17 protein-coding genes are annotated in these 17175 nt (G+C 46.0%); 9 read left to right on the forward strand and 8 right to left on the reverse strand.

Annotated elements, in window-relative coordinates:
• Positions 1-41: 41 nt before the first annotated feature.
• Positions 42-1709 (reverse strand): ribonuclease J, encoded by a 1668-nt coding sequence (locus tag NYR53_RS31655; RefSeq protein WP_261303001.1) that lies wholly within the window; start codon positions 1707-1709, stop codon positions 42-44.
• Between the two features lie 155 nt (positions 1710-1864).
• Positions 1865-3259 (reverse strand): MFS transporter, encoded by a 1395-nt coding sequence (locus NYR53_RS31660; protein WP_261303002.1) that lies wholly within the window; start codon positions 3257-3259, stop codon positions 1865-1867.
• 282 nt (positions 3260-3541) lie between these two features.
• On the opposite strand from NYR53_RS31660, the gene NYR53_RS31665 reads away from it, so the two are divergent.
• Positions 3542-3838, forward strand: a complete 297-nt coding sequence (locus NYR53_RS31665) for a hypothetical protein (RefSeq protein ID WP_261303003.1) — start codon at positions 3542-3544, stop codon at positions 3836-3838.
• A 51-nt stretch (positions 3839-3889) separates the two neighbouring features.
• On the opposite strand, the gene NYR53_RS31670 is transcribed toward NYR53_RS31665, so the two are convergent.
• Genes NYR53_RS31670 through NYR53_RS31680 form a run of 3 tightly spaced genes read right to left on the reverse strand, consistent with a single transcriptional unit; the run spans position 3890 to position 6756 of the window.
• Positions 3890-4837, reverse strand: a complete 948-nt coding sequence (locus NYR53_RS31670; protein WP_261303004.1) for an acetylxylan esterase — start codon at positions 4835-4837, stop codon at positions 3890-3892.
• A 60-nt stretch (positions 4838-4897) separates the two neighbouring features.
• The gene (locus NYR53_RS31675; RefSeq protein WP_261303005.1) at positions 4898-5899 is read right to left on the reverse strand and encodes a hydroxyacid dehydrogenase; all 1002 of its coding nucleotides are present in this window, start codon (positions 5897-5899) and stop codon (positions 4898-4900) included.
• Between the two features lie 11 nt (positions 5900-5910).
• Positions 5911-6756: a sugar phosphate isomerase/epimerase family protein gene (locus NYR53_RS31680; RefSeq protein WP_261303006.1), complete on the reverse strand. Its 846-nt coding sequence runs from the start codon at positions 6754-6756 to the stop codon at positions 5911-5913.
• A gap of 173 nt (positions 6757-6929) precedes the next feature.
• Between NYR53_RS31680 and NYR53_RS31685 the strand changes: the two genes are divergently transcribed.
• The 8 genes from NYR53_RS31685 to msrA all read left to right on the forward strand — a co-directional run bounded on the left by NYR53_RS31685 (position 6930) and on the right by msrA (position 14569).
• Positions 6930-7826: a helix-turn-helix transcriptional regulator gene (locus NYR53_RS31685; RefSeq protein ID WP_261303007.1), complete on the forward strand. Its 897-nt coding sequence runs from the start codon at positions 6930-6932 to the stop codon at positions 7824-7826.
• A 197-nt stretch (positions 7827-8023) separates the two neighbouring features.
• Complete coding sequence (locus NYR53_RS31690) at positions 8024-8794, forward strand: sugar phosphate isomerase/epimerase family protein (RefSeq protein ID WP_261303008.1); 771 nt, start codon at positions 8024-8026, stop codon at positions 8792-8794.
• Between the two features lies 1 nt (position 8795).
• Positions 8796-9878: a Gfo/Idh/MocA family protein gene (locus NYR53_RS31695; RefSeq protein WP_261303009.1), complete on the forward strand. Its 1083-nt coding sequence runs from the start codon at positions 8796-8798 to the stop codon at positions 9876-9878.
• A 151-nt stretch (positions 9879-10029) separates the two neighbouring features.
• Positions 10030-10851, forward strand: a complete 822-nt coding sequence (locus NYR53_RS31700; protein ID WP_261303010.1) for an AraC family transcriptional regulator — start codon at positions 10030-10032, stop codon at positions 10849-10851.
• A 302-nt stretch (positions 10852-11153) separates the two neighbouring features.
• Positions 11154-12188, forward strand: a complete 1035-nt coding sequence (locus NYR53_RS31705) for a sensor histidine kinase (protein WP_261303011.1) — start codon at positions 11154-11156, stop codon at positions 12186-12188.
• On the forward strand, positions 12185-12847 hold the full coding sequence (locus tag NYR53_RS31710; protein ID WP_261303012.1) for a response regulator: 663 nt from the start codon (positions 12185-12187) through the stop codon (positions 12845-12847). Before NYR53_RS31705 ends, NYR53_RS31710 begins: the two co-directional genes overlap by 4 nt.
• Before the next feature lie 177 nt (positions 12848-13024).
• The gene (locus NYR53_RS31715) at positions 13025-13402 is read left to right on the forward strand and encodes a DoxX family protein (RefSeq protein WP_261303013.1); all 378 of its coding nucleotides are present in this window, start codon (positions 13025-13027) and stop codon (positions 13400-13402) included.
• Between the two features lie 36 nt (positions 13403-13438).
• Positions 13439-14569, forward strand: a complete 1131-nt coding sequence (gene msrA, locus NYR53_RS31720; protein WP_261303014.1) for a peptide-methionine (S)-S-oxide reductase MsrA — start codon at positions 13439-13441, stop codon at positions 14567-14569.
• 34 nt (positions 14570-14603) lie between these two features.
• On the opposite strand, the gene NYR53_RS31725 is transcribed toward msrA, so the two are convergent.
• From NYR53_RS31725 to NYR53_RS31735, 3 genes are all read right to left on the reverse strand, one after another.
• On the reverse strand, positions 14604-15710 hold the full coding sequence (locus NYR53_RS31725) for a PAS domain-containing sensor histidine kinase (protein WP_437180109.1): 1107 nt from the start codon (positions 15708-15710) through the stop codon (positions 14604-14606).
• Positions 15703-16356, reverse strand: a complete 654-nt coding sequence (locus tag NYR53_RS31730; protein WP_029195708.1) for a response regulator transcription factor — start codon at positions 16354-16356, stop codon at positions 15703-15705. The genes NYR53_RS31725 and NYR53_RS31730 overlap by 8 nt, the downstream gene beginning before the upstream one ends.
• Positions 16357-16446: 90 nt before the next feature.
• Positions 16447-16911 (reverse strand): GAF domain-containing protein, encoded by a 465-nt coding sequence (locus tag NYR53_RS31735; protein WP_261303015.1) that lies wholly within the window; start codon positions 16909-16911, stop codon positions 16447-16449.
• Positions 16912-17175: the final 264 nt, after the last annotated feature.

Below are 17175 nucleotides of genomic sequence, written 5' to 3' on the forward strand. Positions count from 1 at the left end.
TCGAGCGCTCGCAGCCGAGCCAAAGCACTAAATTTATTTATCTAAATCTCCGTAAGTATCGTAAGAATAACAGGTCTCCTGCCTGTCTTTTCATAAAAGAGTCTTCCCAGTGCCTCTTTTACATTCGTTTTAAGCACATTCCATTGATTCACGTTTTCTCTTTGAAGCCTGTTTATCGTTTCTGTTGCTAGAATATTAGCCTGATCCATCAGGTCTTCCGACTCTCGAACGTAGACAAAGCCGCGGGAGATGATATCCGGACCAGACAAAATTTTACCGTCACTTTTACTAAGCAGAAGGACCACGATCAAGATACCATCTTCGGCCAGTTGTTTGCGGTCACGCAGAACAATATTGCCGACATCCCCTAATCCATCGACAAGGGTATTCCCCGCGTACACTTTGCGGCTCTGAGTTGCTACTTCGTTCTTGATATCCACGACATCGCCATTATTTAATATGTAGATGTTAGCCGGGTCCACGCCGACGCCTTCCGCCAAAATACGGTGCTGATGCAGCATTCTAAACTCGCCATGAATCGGAATAAAATACTTCGGCTTCATGAGCGTTAGCATTAGCTTCAGCTCTTCTTGACTCCCGTGCCCGGATACATGCATGCCTGTCGCTGAGCTCGAACCATATATCACTTCAGCCCCTAGGCTAAATAAATTGTCAACCGTCCGCGATACATTGCGTTCATTTCCCGGAATCGGGGATGAGGATAGAATAACGGTGTCTCCACGCATGATTTCTACTTGACGATAATTGGCACGGGACAATCGCGATAAGGCAGCCATCGGTTCCCCCTGACTACCGGTACATAAGATCGCTATCTGATCAGAAGCCATCCGATTGACTTCTCCCGCTTCCACTAGCATCCCTTCGGGGACCGTTAGGTAGCCAAGCTCGGAAGCAATTCTCACCACATTGACCATACTGCGGCCAAGTAAAGCTAATTTTCGATTCGTTGCCTGAGCAGCATCAACAACTTGCTGAAGCCTATGCACATTCGATGCGAAGGTGGCTATGAACACTTTTTGCTTTGCTTTATGGAAGGCATCTTCAATATGCTTACCTACAAGGCTTTCTGAAGGTGTGTAGCCAGGGCGCTCGGCATTCGTGCTTTCTGATAAAAGAAGTAGAATACCGTCCTTCCCAATCTCCGCCATTTTATGAATATCAGGGTATTGATTGCCCACTGGGGTCAAATCAAATTTGAAATCTCCCGTATGTACGACAGTTCCTTCAGGTGTATGAAAAACAACCCCCAAGCAATCAGGGATACTATGGTTTGTTTTGAAAAAGGTAGTCGTGATCTGTCCAAGTTCGATGCTCGAATCAGAGTCAATCTCAATAAATTGGGTATCGGCAAGAAGTCCAGACTCTCTCAACTTGTTTTCAATTAAACCTAGCGTTAGCCGTGTTGCATAAATCGGCATGTTCAATTGTCTTCGTATATACGGAATGCCCCCGATATGATCTTCATGTCCATGTGTAATAATCAATGCGCGGACTTTATCGCTATTTTCGAGTAAATAGGCAATATCCGGAACGATCAAGTCAATACCGAGCAAGCTTTCATCTGGAAACTTTGAACCGCAATCAATGACAATGATATCATCGCCATATTGCACCACATACATATTTTTGCCAATTTCGTTGATACCGCCTAAAGAGAAAACAGATAACTGATGGTCAGTCTTATTCACCTGAAAAGCCCCCCATATTTACATATCTGCTTTAATTTTTCCAGAATAGGGATAACCTATACTCCGATTTTCTCCTGATAACCATTTTCTGAATTCGAAACTTCTTGTTAAAAACACAAAAAGGATCCGCGCGGGATCCTCTTTGTTAATCTATATTAAGCCAGAGCAGCAGCGGCACTCGTGCGCTTTCTGGCGTAGCCGCGATAAATAAAGGCGAAGACGATGGTCAATATGGCGATTCCGACCATGCCCCAGATTAGATTGTCGAACGCGCGCTCTGTTGGCAGCGACTTCTGCCAGACGAGTGCACTCCCCGAGATGGCTACGGCGAAAGCCCCGCTGAAAAATTGCAGCAGCTGGAATAAGCCCATACCCGAGCCGATCCGTTCCTTCGTCAACTGCCGTGATAGCTCGTTGGAGACCGCACTCGAGATAGAAGTGATGCTGATGCTCGTCAGTATATAGACAGCGGCAAGCCCATAGAAAGAATGGACAGCAGTCAGCGCCAGCAAAACGGTCGAAAACAGCAGCAACCATGGCGTATAGCGAAGGAGTGCGCCGTTACCGTATCGGTCGATGAGGCGACCAACCCGGTTGGATACCAGCATGGCAAGGAGCGCACCTGGAAAGAGCACAAGACCCGATACGGCCGGTGTTAAACCGAAGACTCTGGCCAGCATTTGCGGGGCGAGGAACAAGAAGGCAAAACTGATCATGTAGGCGCTAATGCCGATAGCACCAAGCGCCAGATAGAGTCTGTCGCCGAATAGCGCGGGCAGGACGAATGGATTCGTCGCTTTGCGGATGCGTACCGCGAACAAGGCCAGGGCAATCACGCCCACAATGAGTGCAACCATGCTTTTGGATGTGAGGAAGAGCAGCAAACCTGTCGTTCCCATCCCGATCAGGACGGCGCCAATAAAATCGAACGAGCCGCGCTCCGCCTTTTCACGGGGAAGTATGAGCAGGAAAACCGGGATCAGCAGCAGGGTTAAGCCGGTGATCACAAATAGGAAATGCCAACCCAGATACTGCACGATCGATCCGCCGACGACAGGACCAAGCCCGAGGCCAAGTGAGGCCGCTGATAAAATGAACGACATGGCCATGCCTCTGCGCGACACAGGAATGTAACGAGTGACAAGCACGATCGCGAGCGAAGGAATGGCACCAGCGCCAGCAGCCTGAATAAGCCTCGTGATAAGGAGCAGCCCAAATCCGTCGCTGAACATACCAATTACGGATGCCCCGCCCAATGCCAGCAACGCCGCCGTGAAGAGTCTTCGAATGGGCACGAAATCGGACAATCGGCTGAAAGTAATCGATGATATGGCAAAAACGATGGAGTAACCCGTCACGACCCATGACGCCGTTGAGGGGTTGAGAGCGAATTGTACAGCAATTTTGGGCAATGCCAAATTGAACATCATCGTGTTCATAACGACTAGAATAATGGTCAAACAGAGTAACCAAGAGACCGTCCGTTCTCGGATAATACCGGGTGCCTCTGATACAGATGGTTGCTCTACTTGCGGTAAAACGGTTGACATACGAATGGTCCTCCCCACTCAAGATGGTCTATCACATGCTTGCTAAACGATATACTGAAGTTCATCATCTATAATCATTTTCGTTACAGTTTAGCATGGAGGCATACGCATGTCAATTAGCGATTCCAAATAAATCCAGACATTTCAACTCGATTCAACTTGCTATGATTTCCAACTTTACAACGATGAGCTATAACAAAAATCACAGCCCCCAACAACAACAAAAGCTACCATATACTTATGGTATGCAAAAAAAGTCATCGTAGGGGGACGTGTTTATCTATGAAAAAAGAACACATTATTCACTTTAAAGTTATCCACAAGGATAGCGTACAACTTTTAAGAGGTCTTATCTTCTTAGAAGAAAATCAAAAACCTACCTTAAATGATTTTCAACAATGTTTAATAGACTGTGGTCACGATGTTCGTATTGAAAATAAAGATCAAGCCATTTTCAGAGCGAATAAACCGGGGGAGCAATATTGGATTCAGGTTTTAAGAGAACATGATAGCAATACAAGAGATTTAAACGTCGAGAATTTAGCTAAAAGCTTTATGAAAAACGAGCCTACAGCCTAGTAGTGATTAGCTAAAGATCACTACTAGGCTCCTGCTCCCCTTGCCCAACCCTCAAAGCCACTGCGAGAAAAAGGCATGTCCCGCAGCGTGAAATCCCGGGGGCATCGCATGCCCCATGAACGGGTGAACCTCGATCGTTTTGTTCACTGATGCGATTCGATTATATGCGGCAAAAATCGCCTCGGGTAAGCAGGTCGTGTCCTTCAATCCAACCGTCACATGCACGGGCAGTGTAATTCGATGGGCCAAATTCATGATGTCGAAATAACTAAGCGTCCGCAGCACCTCGTCAAGGTGGTCCGGGAATCGAGTTACGAATTCCGCAGCTTCGGTGAGTGAACTGACCGATTGAAGTATCCCCAGATCCATGTGGCACATATTCGGTACATGTGCGATTACAGCCCGCAGCTTAGGCTCCAATACGGATACAAGCAGCGCAAGACCACCCCCTTGGCTGCCGCCAAAAACATACACCCTCTCGGGGTCTATCTCCGGCATTGCCATCGCACACCGTACAGCACGCAGGCCATCGATAGCTACTGCCCGATAGTAGGAACCCTCCGGATCGAGAATCCCCTGTGTCATCCACCCTTTGGTCATGCCATATGCTTGCGGCAGCCCGTTGCCGGTCTCCCCTCCTTGCCCACGAATGTCGATGGCGAGTACGGCATACCCCATAAGCAGCCATGCAGCATGATCCTCCGGTTGACCTTTGGAACCGGAATAACCGTGAAAGGTTACGATACAGGGAAGCGGATGACGCAGCTGGACGGAAGGCAGCATATACCAAGCGTGAACCTGCGTATTGGCTGCCCCCTCTAATACAACTTTGTAAACTTCGGCCTGTAGGAAAGGGGAGGCGACCGACTCAATCGTATATCTCACAGATTCTGCTGCTTCCTGGGAGACACGATCCCAAAAATCTTCCAGATCAGTTGGTGCCGTTAACTCCGGCATATACTGTTTCAACGAATGAATCCGTGTTTCTATTGCGTTCATCGCTACACCCCTCATGGAAAAATTGTCCTTTTTATTATACAATTTTTCTACGAGATCCCTCTACCATGGCGTCAGTCTGCGGTACTGATCCAACGTAACTTTGCCGAGCAAATCTTCACCTTTCACGAACCGGTGCAGTTCATCGACGATGAAATCACAGAGCTCGCGCTTCAATATGCCATGGAACCCGCCAATGTGCGGTAAGCATAACACGTTCGGCATCGCCTGCAGCTTATGATCGGCTGGCATCGGCTCAATGTCGTAAACATCAAGGGCTGCACGTATCCTGCCTTTGCTTAGTTCTTCTAAGAGCGCCTGCTCTTTCACAATAGGCCCGCGAGCCGTATTAATGAAGAGCGCTCCGTCGCGCAGCAGCGACAGCTGTTCCGCGCCGATCATCCCTTGCGTGCGAGGTGTCCACGTATTGTGCAGTGAGACAATGTCGCTGCGCTCGAACAGTTCATTCAGACCACAGAGCTCGACACCCTGCGCAGCCGCTTCCTCTTGTGTACAGTAGCTAGAGTGCAGCAAGATTTTCGTGTAAAAAGGCTGCAGCATCCGCATTACCTGCTTGGAGATTTCCCCGTAGCCGACTAGACCGATCACTCTTCGCGTCACGCCGAGAATCGTATCACGGTTGTTATTGCTCCACTGTCCCTCTTTAAGCCCGGCGCTGTACCCTGCTAAGTCCCAAGCTCCGGCAAACATCAATGAAAGTGCACACTCCGCAGTCGAGAGGGCGAGTACTTTATTAGCCGATGTTACGGCAATCGAAGTATCGAACACATCCTCTTTGACGATCGACGCTACACTGCCTGCTCCATGGCCGATAAATTTCAATCTCTCTGCGCGAGCGAGCACTTCCGGGGTAAAGCGAGGCGAACCCCATGAAGTGATGCAGGCATCATAAGAGCCAATTCGTTCCGACAGGTCCTCACTTGTAAATTTCTCATTCAAGGTAATAAAATCAACCTCAGAGAAGCTGGAAAGCTTATTCAGAGTGGACTCCTGCCAAAATAATTCACGTAATCCAGCGTCAGCGATCGTAATTAATGTTTTCACAGGCTTAACCCTCATTTCATTAGGCTTTGAAGTAATTCACGCATAAATTCAACATACGCAGGAAAAATAGCTGCTGGCTCCATACCGGGAACTTGCAGCTCCCTGCGCCATTTGGTTTCCCACTCCAGGGAGTAATAGCCGGTATAGCCCATTCGCTCAAGCTGATCTACAATGGAAGCAATCGGAACCTGCCCTTCGCCGACCTTGGTGTACTTCCAGTTCGACTCTAGCGGATCTTCAAAAGGGATGCCGTCTTTGACATGTACATGAACGCACTGCGAGCCTAGTAACGCGATTGTCTCCGCTGGAGACTCTCCTTCTTCGAGTGGATGGATAATATCATAGATTACCGCGCAATTCTCTCTGTCAACATCATCCAACAGCTTGCGAAGCGAACGGCCGGTGGCGAATTCATTATGCGTCTCAATCCATACCTGAACACCGTAAGAGGCCGCATAATCGCAAGCTTGCTTAATCTGAGCTATGATTTCAGGGTATGGAATAGCAGGAACCGGATTGTCCCTGCGATTATTGAAGTAGCCGAGGAAAATCCGCACGCCGCCAGCCTTCAAATCGCGAGCGAGCGAAACAACCTTTTTAAAAAGTTCGAATTGCTCGGCATCTCCTCTTTCGCCTGTGAAACATACACTTGACCCGATATTGGTGATTCGGATGCCCGCTTCCTCGAACTTCCGAAGCGCTATTCCCCGCTCCTTCTGCGCCATCTCGGTGGTAATGCCCCATGTGGGCCCTTCCCTCAGCTCCATTCCGCCAAAACCGCATTCCTTGGCAAACACAATCATCTCAGCCAAAGACCAGCCCTCGCAGGGGAGCGTGCTAAATGCCAGATGCTTCATACTGCTTTCCCCATTTCCTCCCAGATCTAGTGGGCAACTTCACTTCCTCCTATTATTGCAGCGAAACTCAGTAAACGCTTTCCCTTTTCTATGTTTCTTTTGCACAATTCCTCGAATCTGTGTACCATTATCTTTAGCTAATGAGTTACGGATGAATGTCGTGGAGGTCATGTATGTCTGATTATCCGATCTATGAATACAAAGGGTTTCTTGACGAGCAGTTTCCTTTTAAAATTGAAGTTCGAACGCCACTGAATATGAATCGATATCAGCATGCTCACGAGCACCTGCAGCTGTGCTACATGATGTCCGGCAGTTGTCTTCATTGGGCGGCGGGCCAACAATATGTGTTGACCAAAGGCGATCTCTTCTCGATCCCGCCTTTTCAAGAGCATCGCTTGGAACCCCGTGATTCGATGGCTTTTGAGATGATACAGGTCGATTTTATGCCCCATGCGATTAATGAAAGCTTTCAGGATCTGGCGCAAATGCAGACATTCGTCGATTTCGCCTATATCAGGCCCCTGATTTCCGAAGCCGATCTGTTACCCAAAATGTCGTTCCCTCCTCCTACACAGTCTGTGGTCGAGAACCTGCTGAACGTCATTCTCACGGAATGGGAGGAACAAGAAGAAGGCTATCGGTTAGCGATCAAGGCCGAGCTCCTGAGGCTTCTAGTCATTACCGGCAGGCAGTATAAACGCTATTCACAAACGCAAAGTCAACATGAGCGCAACAGGGTGGCACATCACCGAGAAGCCTTCTATGAGGCTATCCGTTACATGGAAACGCATTACCATGAGGATCTTCATTTGGAAGAGGTTTCCGCAAAAGCATTGATGGCTCCATCGTATTTCAGCAACATGCTCAAGCTGGTGCGGGGCAAATCGTATATCGAGCTTTTATCTGCCATTCGTATTCAGGCATCTATGGAGCTGCTAGGGGGAACGGACCTCAATGTGACCGAGATTGCTACCCGTGTGGGCTATAATCATATAAGTCATTTCAATAGAACGTTCAAGAAGCACGCAGGCGTAACGCCAGGAGACTACCGTAGGCATCAAACTTAGTAGCCTTAAATGGTAGCATACATATACAAAAGACCTCCCTAGGGCGGTCTTTTTCTGTCTTTTGTTCCTAAATTTCACTCTGAAAAACTTAATCATATTGTTCATGTTTCAATGACATCCTTCATTTCATGGCGAGATCGTTCATCTTATAATGAATCAGAAATGAACAATTTGTGTGAAGTGGGAGGTAAGCTTTCGTGAAGAAAATAGGAATAGGCCTGCAATTATACACACTTCGAGATGAAATGACGCATGACGCCGCAACGGTTTTGCAAAAAGTGGCTGAGCTCGGTTATGAAGGCGTGGAGTTTGCAGGTTATTACGATTTTAGCCCTGAACAGTTAAAGACGCTGCTGACCGACTTGTCATTGAAAGCCATCGGCAGCCATGTCAGCATGGAACGCCTACAAAACTATTTGGAAGAAGAAATTGCCATGAATGTTGCCATCGGCAGCCGTTATGTCGTCTGTCCAGGGATCAATCAAGAACAACGGCAAGCGCTTCCCGAAACTGTTGCTTTTTTTGTCGAGTGCAGCAAGCAATTTGCGAGCAAAGGCATCGCATTTGGCTTTCATAATCACTACGTTGAATTCACCGAAACATATGAGGGTCAACCTTGGTTCGATGCATTATTTGGATGTACATCCCCAGACGATATGAAAAGTGAGCTCGATGTTTGTTGGGTACATAACGCTGGCTGCGATCCTATTGCTTACCTTGAAAAGTATGCTGGACGTGTGCCTTTGATTCATTTGAAGGACATTCGCAAGTTCGCTGATGGCACTTATCAAACGTTGGAGCTGGGACGCGGCGAGATGAATTTACCCGCAATTATTGCGGCAGCAGAGGCGGCGGGAACAGAATGGCTCATCGTCGAACAAGACGATTGTGAGCTCTCTGCGCTAGAAAGTGTAAAGATAAGTATGGATTGGCTGCGCCAAAATTATAGGTTTATGGAGGTCAAATAAGATGACGAAAAAAATTAAAGGGGCAATTATTGGTTGTGGAGGCATTGCATTCGAGAAATATTTCCCATCGCTCTCCAAGCTAAAGGAGCTAGAAATGGTCGCCTTCTGCGATATTATGGTCGAAAAAGCAGAAAAGGCAGTGGCAGCATACGGTTCGATTGACGCAAAAGCATTTTACGATTATAGAGAAGTCCTTAAAGATGCCTCCATCGATGTGATCTATGTATGTACGCCGAACGATTCACATGCGGAGATCTCTATCGCGGCCATGGAGTCAGGCAAGCATGTCATGTGTGAGAAACCGATGGCCAAAACTGCCGCAGAAGCACAAGCCATGGTGGATGCTGCGAAACGTACCGGCAAAAAGCTCTCAATTGGCTACCAAAATAATTTCCGGCCAGACAGCCGTTATTTGCAACAAATTTGCGATAACGGCGAGCTCGGCGACATCTATTTTGCCAAGGCTCATGCGATACGCAGACGCGCTGTTCCCACCTGGGGTGTCTTTCTAGATCAAGAGAAACAGGGTGGTGGCCCTCTCATTGATATCGGCAGCCATGCGTTGGATTTAACACTTCGGATGATGAACAATTACGCACCAAAATGTGTTTTGGGCAGGGCCTATCACAAGCTTAGCCGCAAAGAAAACGCAGCAAATGCCTGGGGACCGTGGGATCCGGATAAATTTACGGTGGAGGATTCAGCTTTCGGCTTCATAACGATGCAGAACGGTGCGAACGTTATACTCGAATCCAGTTGGGCACTTAACTCCCTTGATACGTTAGAGGCAAAAACGACGCTTTGCGGTACGGAAGGCGGAGCGGACATGCGTGACGGACTCCGCATTAATGGTGAAAAGCTGGGAAGAATGTACACTACCACCATCGATTTGAGTGCAGGCGGGGTCGCCTTTTTTGAAGGCAAAGCAGAAAGTTCAAGCGACTTGGAAGCGCGGTTGTGGCTCGAATGTATCCTTCATAACACCGAGCCGTTGGTAAAACCGGAGCAAGCACTTGTTGTCACACAAATATTAGAAGCGATCTATGAGTCTTCAAAGACTGGAAAAGCCATTTATTTTGAATAGCCTCATTAAAATAAAAATACAAATGCCGCCCTGTTCAAGGGCGGTCACGTTCACGTATGGAAATATTTGCATACAAGTGTCTAGAAAGTTCGTATAATTATCTAATAGATACCGAAACATGAACGATTTGCTCAAACAAAGGAGGAAACTGGTGGTGCATGGACGCGAGGATAAACTGCGAGCTGAAACGATTGATGCAGCGATGGCGCATCATAAGAAGCGTTTTAGAAATCCGTGTGAGTTTCTAAACACATACATCATTAGGTTGCAGACAAGCGGCTGCTGTGAAGCGCTGATTGATAACGAATTTGTTGTGATTGAGCCTGGAGACCTGCTTATGTTTCGTCCTGGCGAAAAGTACGAGCTTATCCTGAAAAACAACAGCATCGATTACTATGTGATTTGCAATGGAACATGGATTGACCAATGGTGGGCCAATTTCAACCCTCCGCAAAAGACAACCATACCTCTTGACGACGATCTTCTGAAGCTGTGGAATCAGTTGATGAAGGAAAGGTTACGGAGGAATGACACCCACGATGAGCTGACAGATTATACACTGCGCGTCTTTTGCTTAACTTTACAGCGCCTGCATGAAATTGCCGGCATGGGAACAACGTTAAGTCCATCCTACATCGCCTATCGAATAAAAAAATTCATCGATCAGCATGCGACAGAAACTCTCACCTTGGAGCAAATCGCCAAACATGCGGGAATTAGTATCTCCAGAGCTGTGAATTTGTTTAAAATCAATTTTGGCCAATCCATTATGAGTTATGCTATTGAAGTCCGCCTGGGCGTCGCATGCGAGCGCATTCGTTTCAGCGCAATGTCACTTGATTATGTCGCAAAATCATGCGGTTTTAATAGCTATACGTACTTCCATCGGCAATTTCGCATGCATTTTGGATTATCCCCCCGGCAATATCGGGAAGAACAACAGAAACGCTCGAAGCTTCGTGTGGAACAATAGACAGATCGCTCTCCACTTGCCAAAGAGGCAATATGTGAAGAAGCGATCTTTTTAATTCATTATGCTATAATCGCTTCAACAAGATCCAGAATAGATGAGGTGAGCTGAAGAGAATGTTTCAAGAAACGGATGAATTACGAAAAAACTCCCTTTCATGGAGGCTGTTTTTTGGTATAAAGCTTGCTTTTGATTTGGCTTTAACTGGTGTTTTTTATTTCCAGAATTCAATTACAATTTTTTGGGGACTAAGTTTTGTTGTCTTTTCATTGGTGGTTTTTCTTCTGGTTCAATTTTATTTAAAGATGAAAAAAAAACACACCTGGCTTTTTCACATCCTTATCTTAGATTTCTTGGTATCCGCTTCTTATGGTTATGTCTATATTGGTGGAAATTTCCCGAACCATTTATTTATTGGAATTACAGCTTTAGCCATTTTAATGTTTCTAAAGAACACCCGAATGTTAATTATTACATGCTTGCTTCTGCTGGTCGTGTATATCATTACGATGGGCAGTATTGAATGGTATCTATACAAACGAATCGATGAAATTGGTTATTTCATTACCTGTTCGTTCATTGTTTTCGCAGGGATTGTGAGCTCTCTAATCAATTTTTATCAACGCGCACGTCGGGATACGATGCAGTTGTATGCACAATTGATGCAATCCCATGAGCAGCTTCAGGACTATGCTCTTAGAACGGAGGAGTGGGCAGCGACGAGGGAAAGAGTGCGAATTGCACGAGAAATTCATGATACGGTAGGTCATAAACTGACGGCATTATTAGTTCAAATGCAAGCGGCTCGCAAGCTAAGCAGTCTGGATCCTTTACGCAGTGAACAAACCTATCTGGCCTGTGAAGATCTAATTAGATCGTCTTTGCAAGAGGTCCGACTTTCGGTAAGGGCTATTCGAGATGAGCCTGTTACGTCCACTTCCTTAAATGATAGCCTGGGGAAACTAACGGAGGAATTCACCAAATTTGCCGAGGTTCAAACCACTTTTGAAGTAAAAGGGATACCTGTCCCACTGCCAGGTGATCTTCAATTAACGGCTTATCGAATTGTCCAGGAATCACTGACGAATGCTCATAAACACGGCCATGCGAGACATGCGGAAATCTTGTTAACCTATTCGGAGACCGATTTTTCTCTATGCATACGCAATGACGGAGAGGTCCCTGCTGAACTGAAGCTGGGGTTTGGTTTAATCAATTTGCAAGAAAGAGTTAGGGAGTGGAACGGAAAGGTGCATTTTGGCATGGATCAGCAAGAAGGTTTTGCTGTTGAAGTACAATTCCCTTATCCACTAACAGAAATGGAGCGTGTACATCATTGAAAATCCTCATCGTAGATGATCAGAGGCTCATGAGAGAGGGACTTGCGACCATCATCGGGTTGGAACAGGGCATGGAAGTCGTTGGAACAGCGGTGGATGGGAGAGATGCCTATACGAAGGCGCATGAATTGCGACCCGATGTTGTATTGATGGATATCCGAATGCCGGGCATGGATGGCGTGGAAGGAACGGAATTGATTCTTAGAGCTTTACCGGAGACAAAGGTACTGATTCTGACCACATTCGATGACGCGGAGCTAATTTTAAGAGTTTTGGAAAAAGGCGTCCATGGCTATTTGTTGAAAGATATGCCCTCTGAGGCGATCGTAAGTGCGATTCAAACGGTATACAATGGCGGGAGCGTTCTTCAACCGGATATCACAGCAACGCTGCTTAACGAGTTGAAAAAAATGTCGGAACGGCACCCGGATAACGCTCATCCTTTACATAGTCATGAGCCTGCCCAGCTCAGCCAACTGACCGAACGGGAGAAAGAGGTCCTAACTTTATTGGGCCAAGGATTAAATAATAAAGAGATTGCAGGCTTGCTTAATATCACGGAAGGTACTGTGAAAAATCACGTTTCGAATCTCATAGCTAAGCTAGGATTGCGCGACCGAACACAAGCAGCCGTATTCTCCGTTCGTCATCAACTATAATGAAAAAGGCATGACTTTTGGCATAGAGTATGAGATTAATCATGCTTTAGCGATCAAACGTTCTGCCTTTTTCTTTGTAAATACATGACTTTTCATAGATTTGCCCGCTTCTTGTTCTTGATAAAATCAAAGTGTAAGAAAGACAACACTAAAAAATGGATACGAGGAGTTATTGAAATGAAGAAAATTAAAATCACCTACTGGGTAATTACGATTTGTACACTAATAGGATTCTTACTCAGTGCCGTCAATGAGCTGTTGCAAACCCCGAAAACATTAGCAGAATCGACTCAGCTGTTGGGCTATCCTCCCTACTTTCTGACTATTCTTGGAGTAGCCAAACTCATAGGTATCATTGTTCTTCTTGTTCCCAGATTTAACAGGCTAAAAGAATGGGCATATGCCGGTTTTACGATTGATTGTATAGCGGCATTTTGGTCGGAAAATGCGGTCGGAAATCCTATGGGAAGTATTAAGTCTATCGTCGTCTTATTGTTTGTTCTACTTTCATACTACTTCCTCAGAAAAATGCAAAAAGGCATGGAATTAGCTTGAGAACTTAGAAGAACTTATAACGGAGGCGAAGGAAAAATGACTTCCAAAAAAAAATTAGTTGTGCTGCCTATTGCCCTATTCGTCCTGATTGGCTATACCATTTACGCTTCATTTAACAAAAATGAAATAACGAAGGCTCAAGAGGTGTTAACGACGATTAGTGAAAAAACGAGCACCCATTACGATACCGCTATTTTTGCTGGAGGATGTTTCTGGAGTATGGAGTTACCCTTCGAAAAGCTTGATGGTGTCTTGCAAGTTGTAACCGGATATACAGGCGGACAAAAGGAAAATCCGACCTATGGCGAAGTGTCTACTGGAACTACAGGCCATCTAGAATCGGTGGAAGTTCGCTTTAATCCGGATCAGATAACGTATGACCAGCTGCTCCAAGTTTACTGGCGAAACATTGATCCTACCGATGCAGATGGTCAATTCGTTGATCGTGGTAAAGAATATCTTTCCGCCGTATTTTACAATAGCAATGAACAGAAAGAGTTAGCCGAAGCATCCAAAGAGGCGTTAAGTTCGTCAGGACAGTTCGATAAACCGATTGTAACGAAGATTGTCCGCGCATCAACGTTTTACAAAGCGGAGGAGGAACATCAGGACTATTACAAAAAAAATCCAATCAGCTACAAGGTCAATGAACTCGGCTCTGGTCGGGGTGCATTTTTGAATAAAACTTGGGGGAAAGATCGGATCGTGATTCCCGAAAAAATGAATGCATATAAAGATTTTAACAAAGATGCAAAGTTGAAAACGTTGACTAAGCTCCAATACGACGTAACTCAGCATGATAAAGACGAGCAGCCGTTTCACAACGAATATTGGGATAACAAAAAAGAAGGTATTTACGTAGATATTGTTTCGGGTGAGCCCTTATTTAGCTCTAAAGACAAATTTGATGCGGGTACGGGCTGGGCTAGCTTTACGAAACCGTTGGAGCCAGACCAACTTATATTTAAAGAAAAACGCGACTTATTCTCAGTGGTTACCCAGGTCAGAAGCCGTTGTGCCGATTCCTTTCTAGGCGATGTGTTCAATGACGGCCCCGAGCCAACAGGACTGCGTTTCTGCATTAACTCTGCCGCTTTACAGTTCATTCCGAAAGATGACCTTGAGGCAAGCGGATATGGCTTGTTTGTTAAGCAATTTAATTCCTAAGAGCTCAGCAAAACTCTACGTAGGGATGTATGATTCACCTTTTTGGTACAATCAAGGTGATCGTCGTCCCTTTTTCCATTTCAGAATGAATAGCGATTTCACCGCCAATGCTCTTCGCTCTTTCCTCCATGCTGAACAGCCCCACTCCTTTGGAGCCGCCACTGCGAATAAAACCTTTTCCCCGATCTTCGATGCGCACTTCAACAAACGAATCTTTATCATGAACGTACACGTTAGCTTCGGATACATCGGCATATTTGGCTACGTTGGTAAGAGCCTCCTGGATAACTCGGTAGATGGTCGTTTCCTCCAACGCTCCCAATCGCTTACGCAAATTGCTATCCAGTATGACACGTATACCGTAATGCCCCGTGTAATTTTCTATATAGGTTCGAATTGCCGGCACTACACCCAAATCATCCAGAACAGACGGACGGATTTCCCACGCCAAATTACGAACTTCTTCAATAATTCCGGAAACCACCTGTCGAAGCCCGGATATTTCAGACTTTTCACTTTCCCCGATCACTCTATCCATCTGAATCAACAGAGAGAACAGACTCTGTCCAATGCCGTCATGCAGCTCACGAGAAAATTTTCTTCGTTCTTCCTCCTGAATTTGCATAACCTGCGACATCATAAGCTGCAGTTCTTCTTCGACACGCTTTAATTGCGTGACTTCGTTACGAATCGCAAGATACTGGTAGGGTTGCCCCTTCTCATCCACGAATGGCACAATCGTCGTATCCACCCAGTAGAATCCGCCATTTTTTGCTTTATTTTTGATCTCCCCGCGCCATACCTTGCCAGAGGAGATCGTCTGCCACAAGAGGGTCATAAATTCCTTCCGATGATAGCCCGAGTTAATAATCCGGTGGTCTTGACCGAGAAGCTCAGCACGTGAATATTGGGATATTTCGCAAAATTTATCGTTCACGTATTGAATTTTCCCTTTATGATCCGTGACAGCAACAATGGAAGATTCATCTAGGGCGAACTTTACATTGGACAGCTGCTTGAGAGACTGTTTCAGATCAGCTTGAAACAAAGAGTCCGTAATATAATCATCCATACGTGCTATAAGCTCGGTAACATTTTCACCAATCACTTCCGGATACTCCCTGTTAACATCCTTACTCAAAATTCAACAATCCTTTCTTCACCGCAAACTTGACCAACTCTGGTCTCGTTTTGAGCCCTAGCTTCTCCATCACGTTGCTTTTATGCGATTCTACCGTTTTTACGCTAATTATCAATTGTTCGGCTATCTCTTTATTGGAAAATCCTTTGGCAATCAGAGACAGAACTTCTTTCTCGCGTTCCGAAAGCGATTCATAAGGACCGATATTTTCTCCATGCTTCAAGCGTTCTATATATTCACTCATCAGCCTTTTGGTTGCTGTAGGATACAAATAGGCGTTTCCTGATGCAACGGAGCGGATAGCTGTCAACAGCTCCTCATGCGGAGCGCTTTTCAATATATACCCTGAGGCGCCGGCGTGAATCGCCCTAAACAGGTATTCGTCATCATCATGCATGGTCAGAACCAGCACCGCCAAATCCGGCATCAGACGCTTCAATTCTGTGGTTGCTGTAAGTCCATCCATGCCATGGGGCATGTTCAAATCCATTAATACGACATCCGGCTTCAGCAATTGGGCTGCTTGAATACCTTCTTGTCCATCGGCAGCCTCTCCGATAACTTCCATGCTGTGCTTACCATTCAGCAGGCTCATTAATCCCGACCTGACTACGGCATGATCATCAACTACCAGAATTTTCGGCATACCCATCCTCCAATAAATCGGCTAGAACTACCCTATCATTACTCCTATTGTATTACTAATAACAAATAAAATGAATTCCAGTAATGGAACTCATTTTGCCATTTCCCCTGTATTCTCCTTCAGATACCAAGCCAATGTAGGAAGACCTTTCTGAACGACAATAAGCTCGGCCTCAGCATATCTGGGCTGTGTTCTTTTGCCAATGAACAGCAAACCTTTTATCAAGAGATTATCGGAATCCATTAAAATTGGAAATACCGCTGCTGTCTGCAGCTGCTCAGCAAGTAGGACAGGACAACTTCGTCGCACTTGATCCGAGTCAGGATGCGAGTCATCGAGCTTCACCCATCTGCCTAGGCGCAGGACGGAACCTGCTAATCCTTGACCTGATTTAATCACCATTTGCTGATAGCGTTCATTCCTGCTGCCTGAAGCATATTTCCAACGAATGCGCTCGACTTTGTCATGCAATGGCGCCAGTGCGATAAAATCACTTGACGATAGGCTTCGCAATCGCTCCAGCTCTTCTATGATGTTTGCATCCCCATGAGTCATACTGGCCACCTCCATTTCCTTACGCACCAGAGCCGATTTATTTTAATTAACATTGTAGACGTTTCCGCTCATCTTGTATGTCAGGGAAAACCCTGATTTCGCAATCAGGACATTGCGCGAATTCACCTGCAAATTACCTCAGGAGTCATCAGGAAAGTAAGGGATTAACTTGTGATTTATCTCACACCAAATAGGGAGTTTCCCCCCCAAAAGATCAGCAGAACTCCCGATAAACAAAACCATCTGAACCCGTTAAGATAGAGA

Origin of the sequence: Paenibacillus andongensis (assembly GCF_025369935.1) — a bacterium.
Lineage (GTDB): Bacteria > Bacillota > Bacilli > Paenibacillales > NBRC-103111 > Paenibacillus_E > Paenibacillus_E andongensis.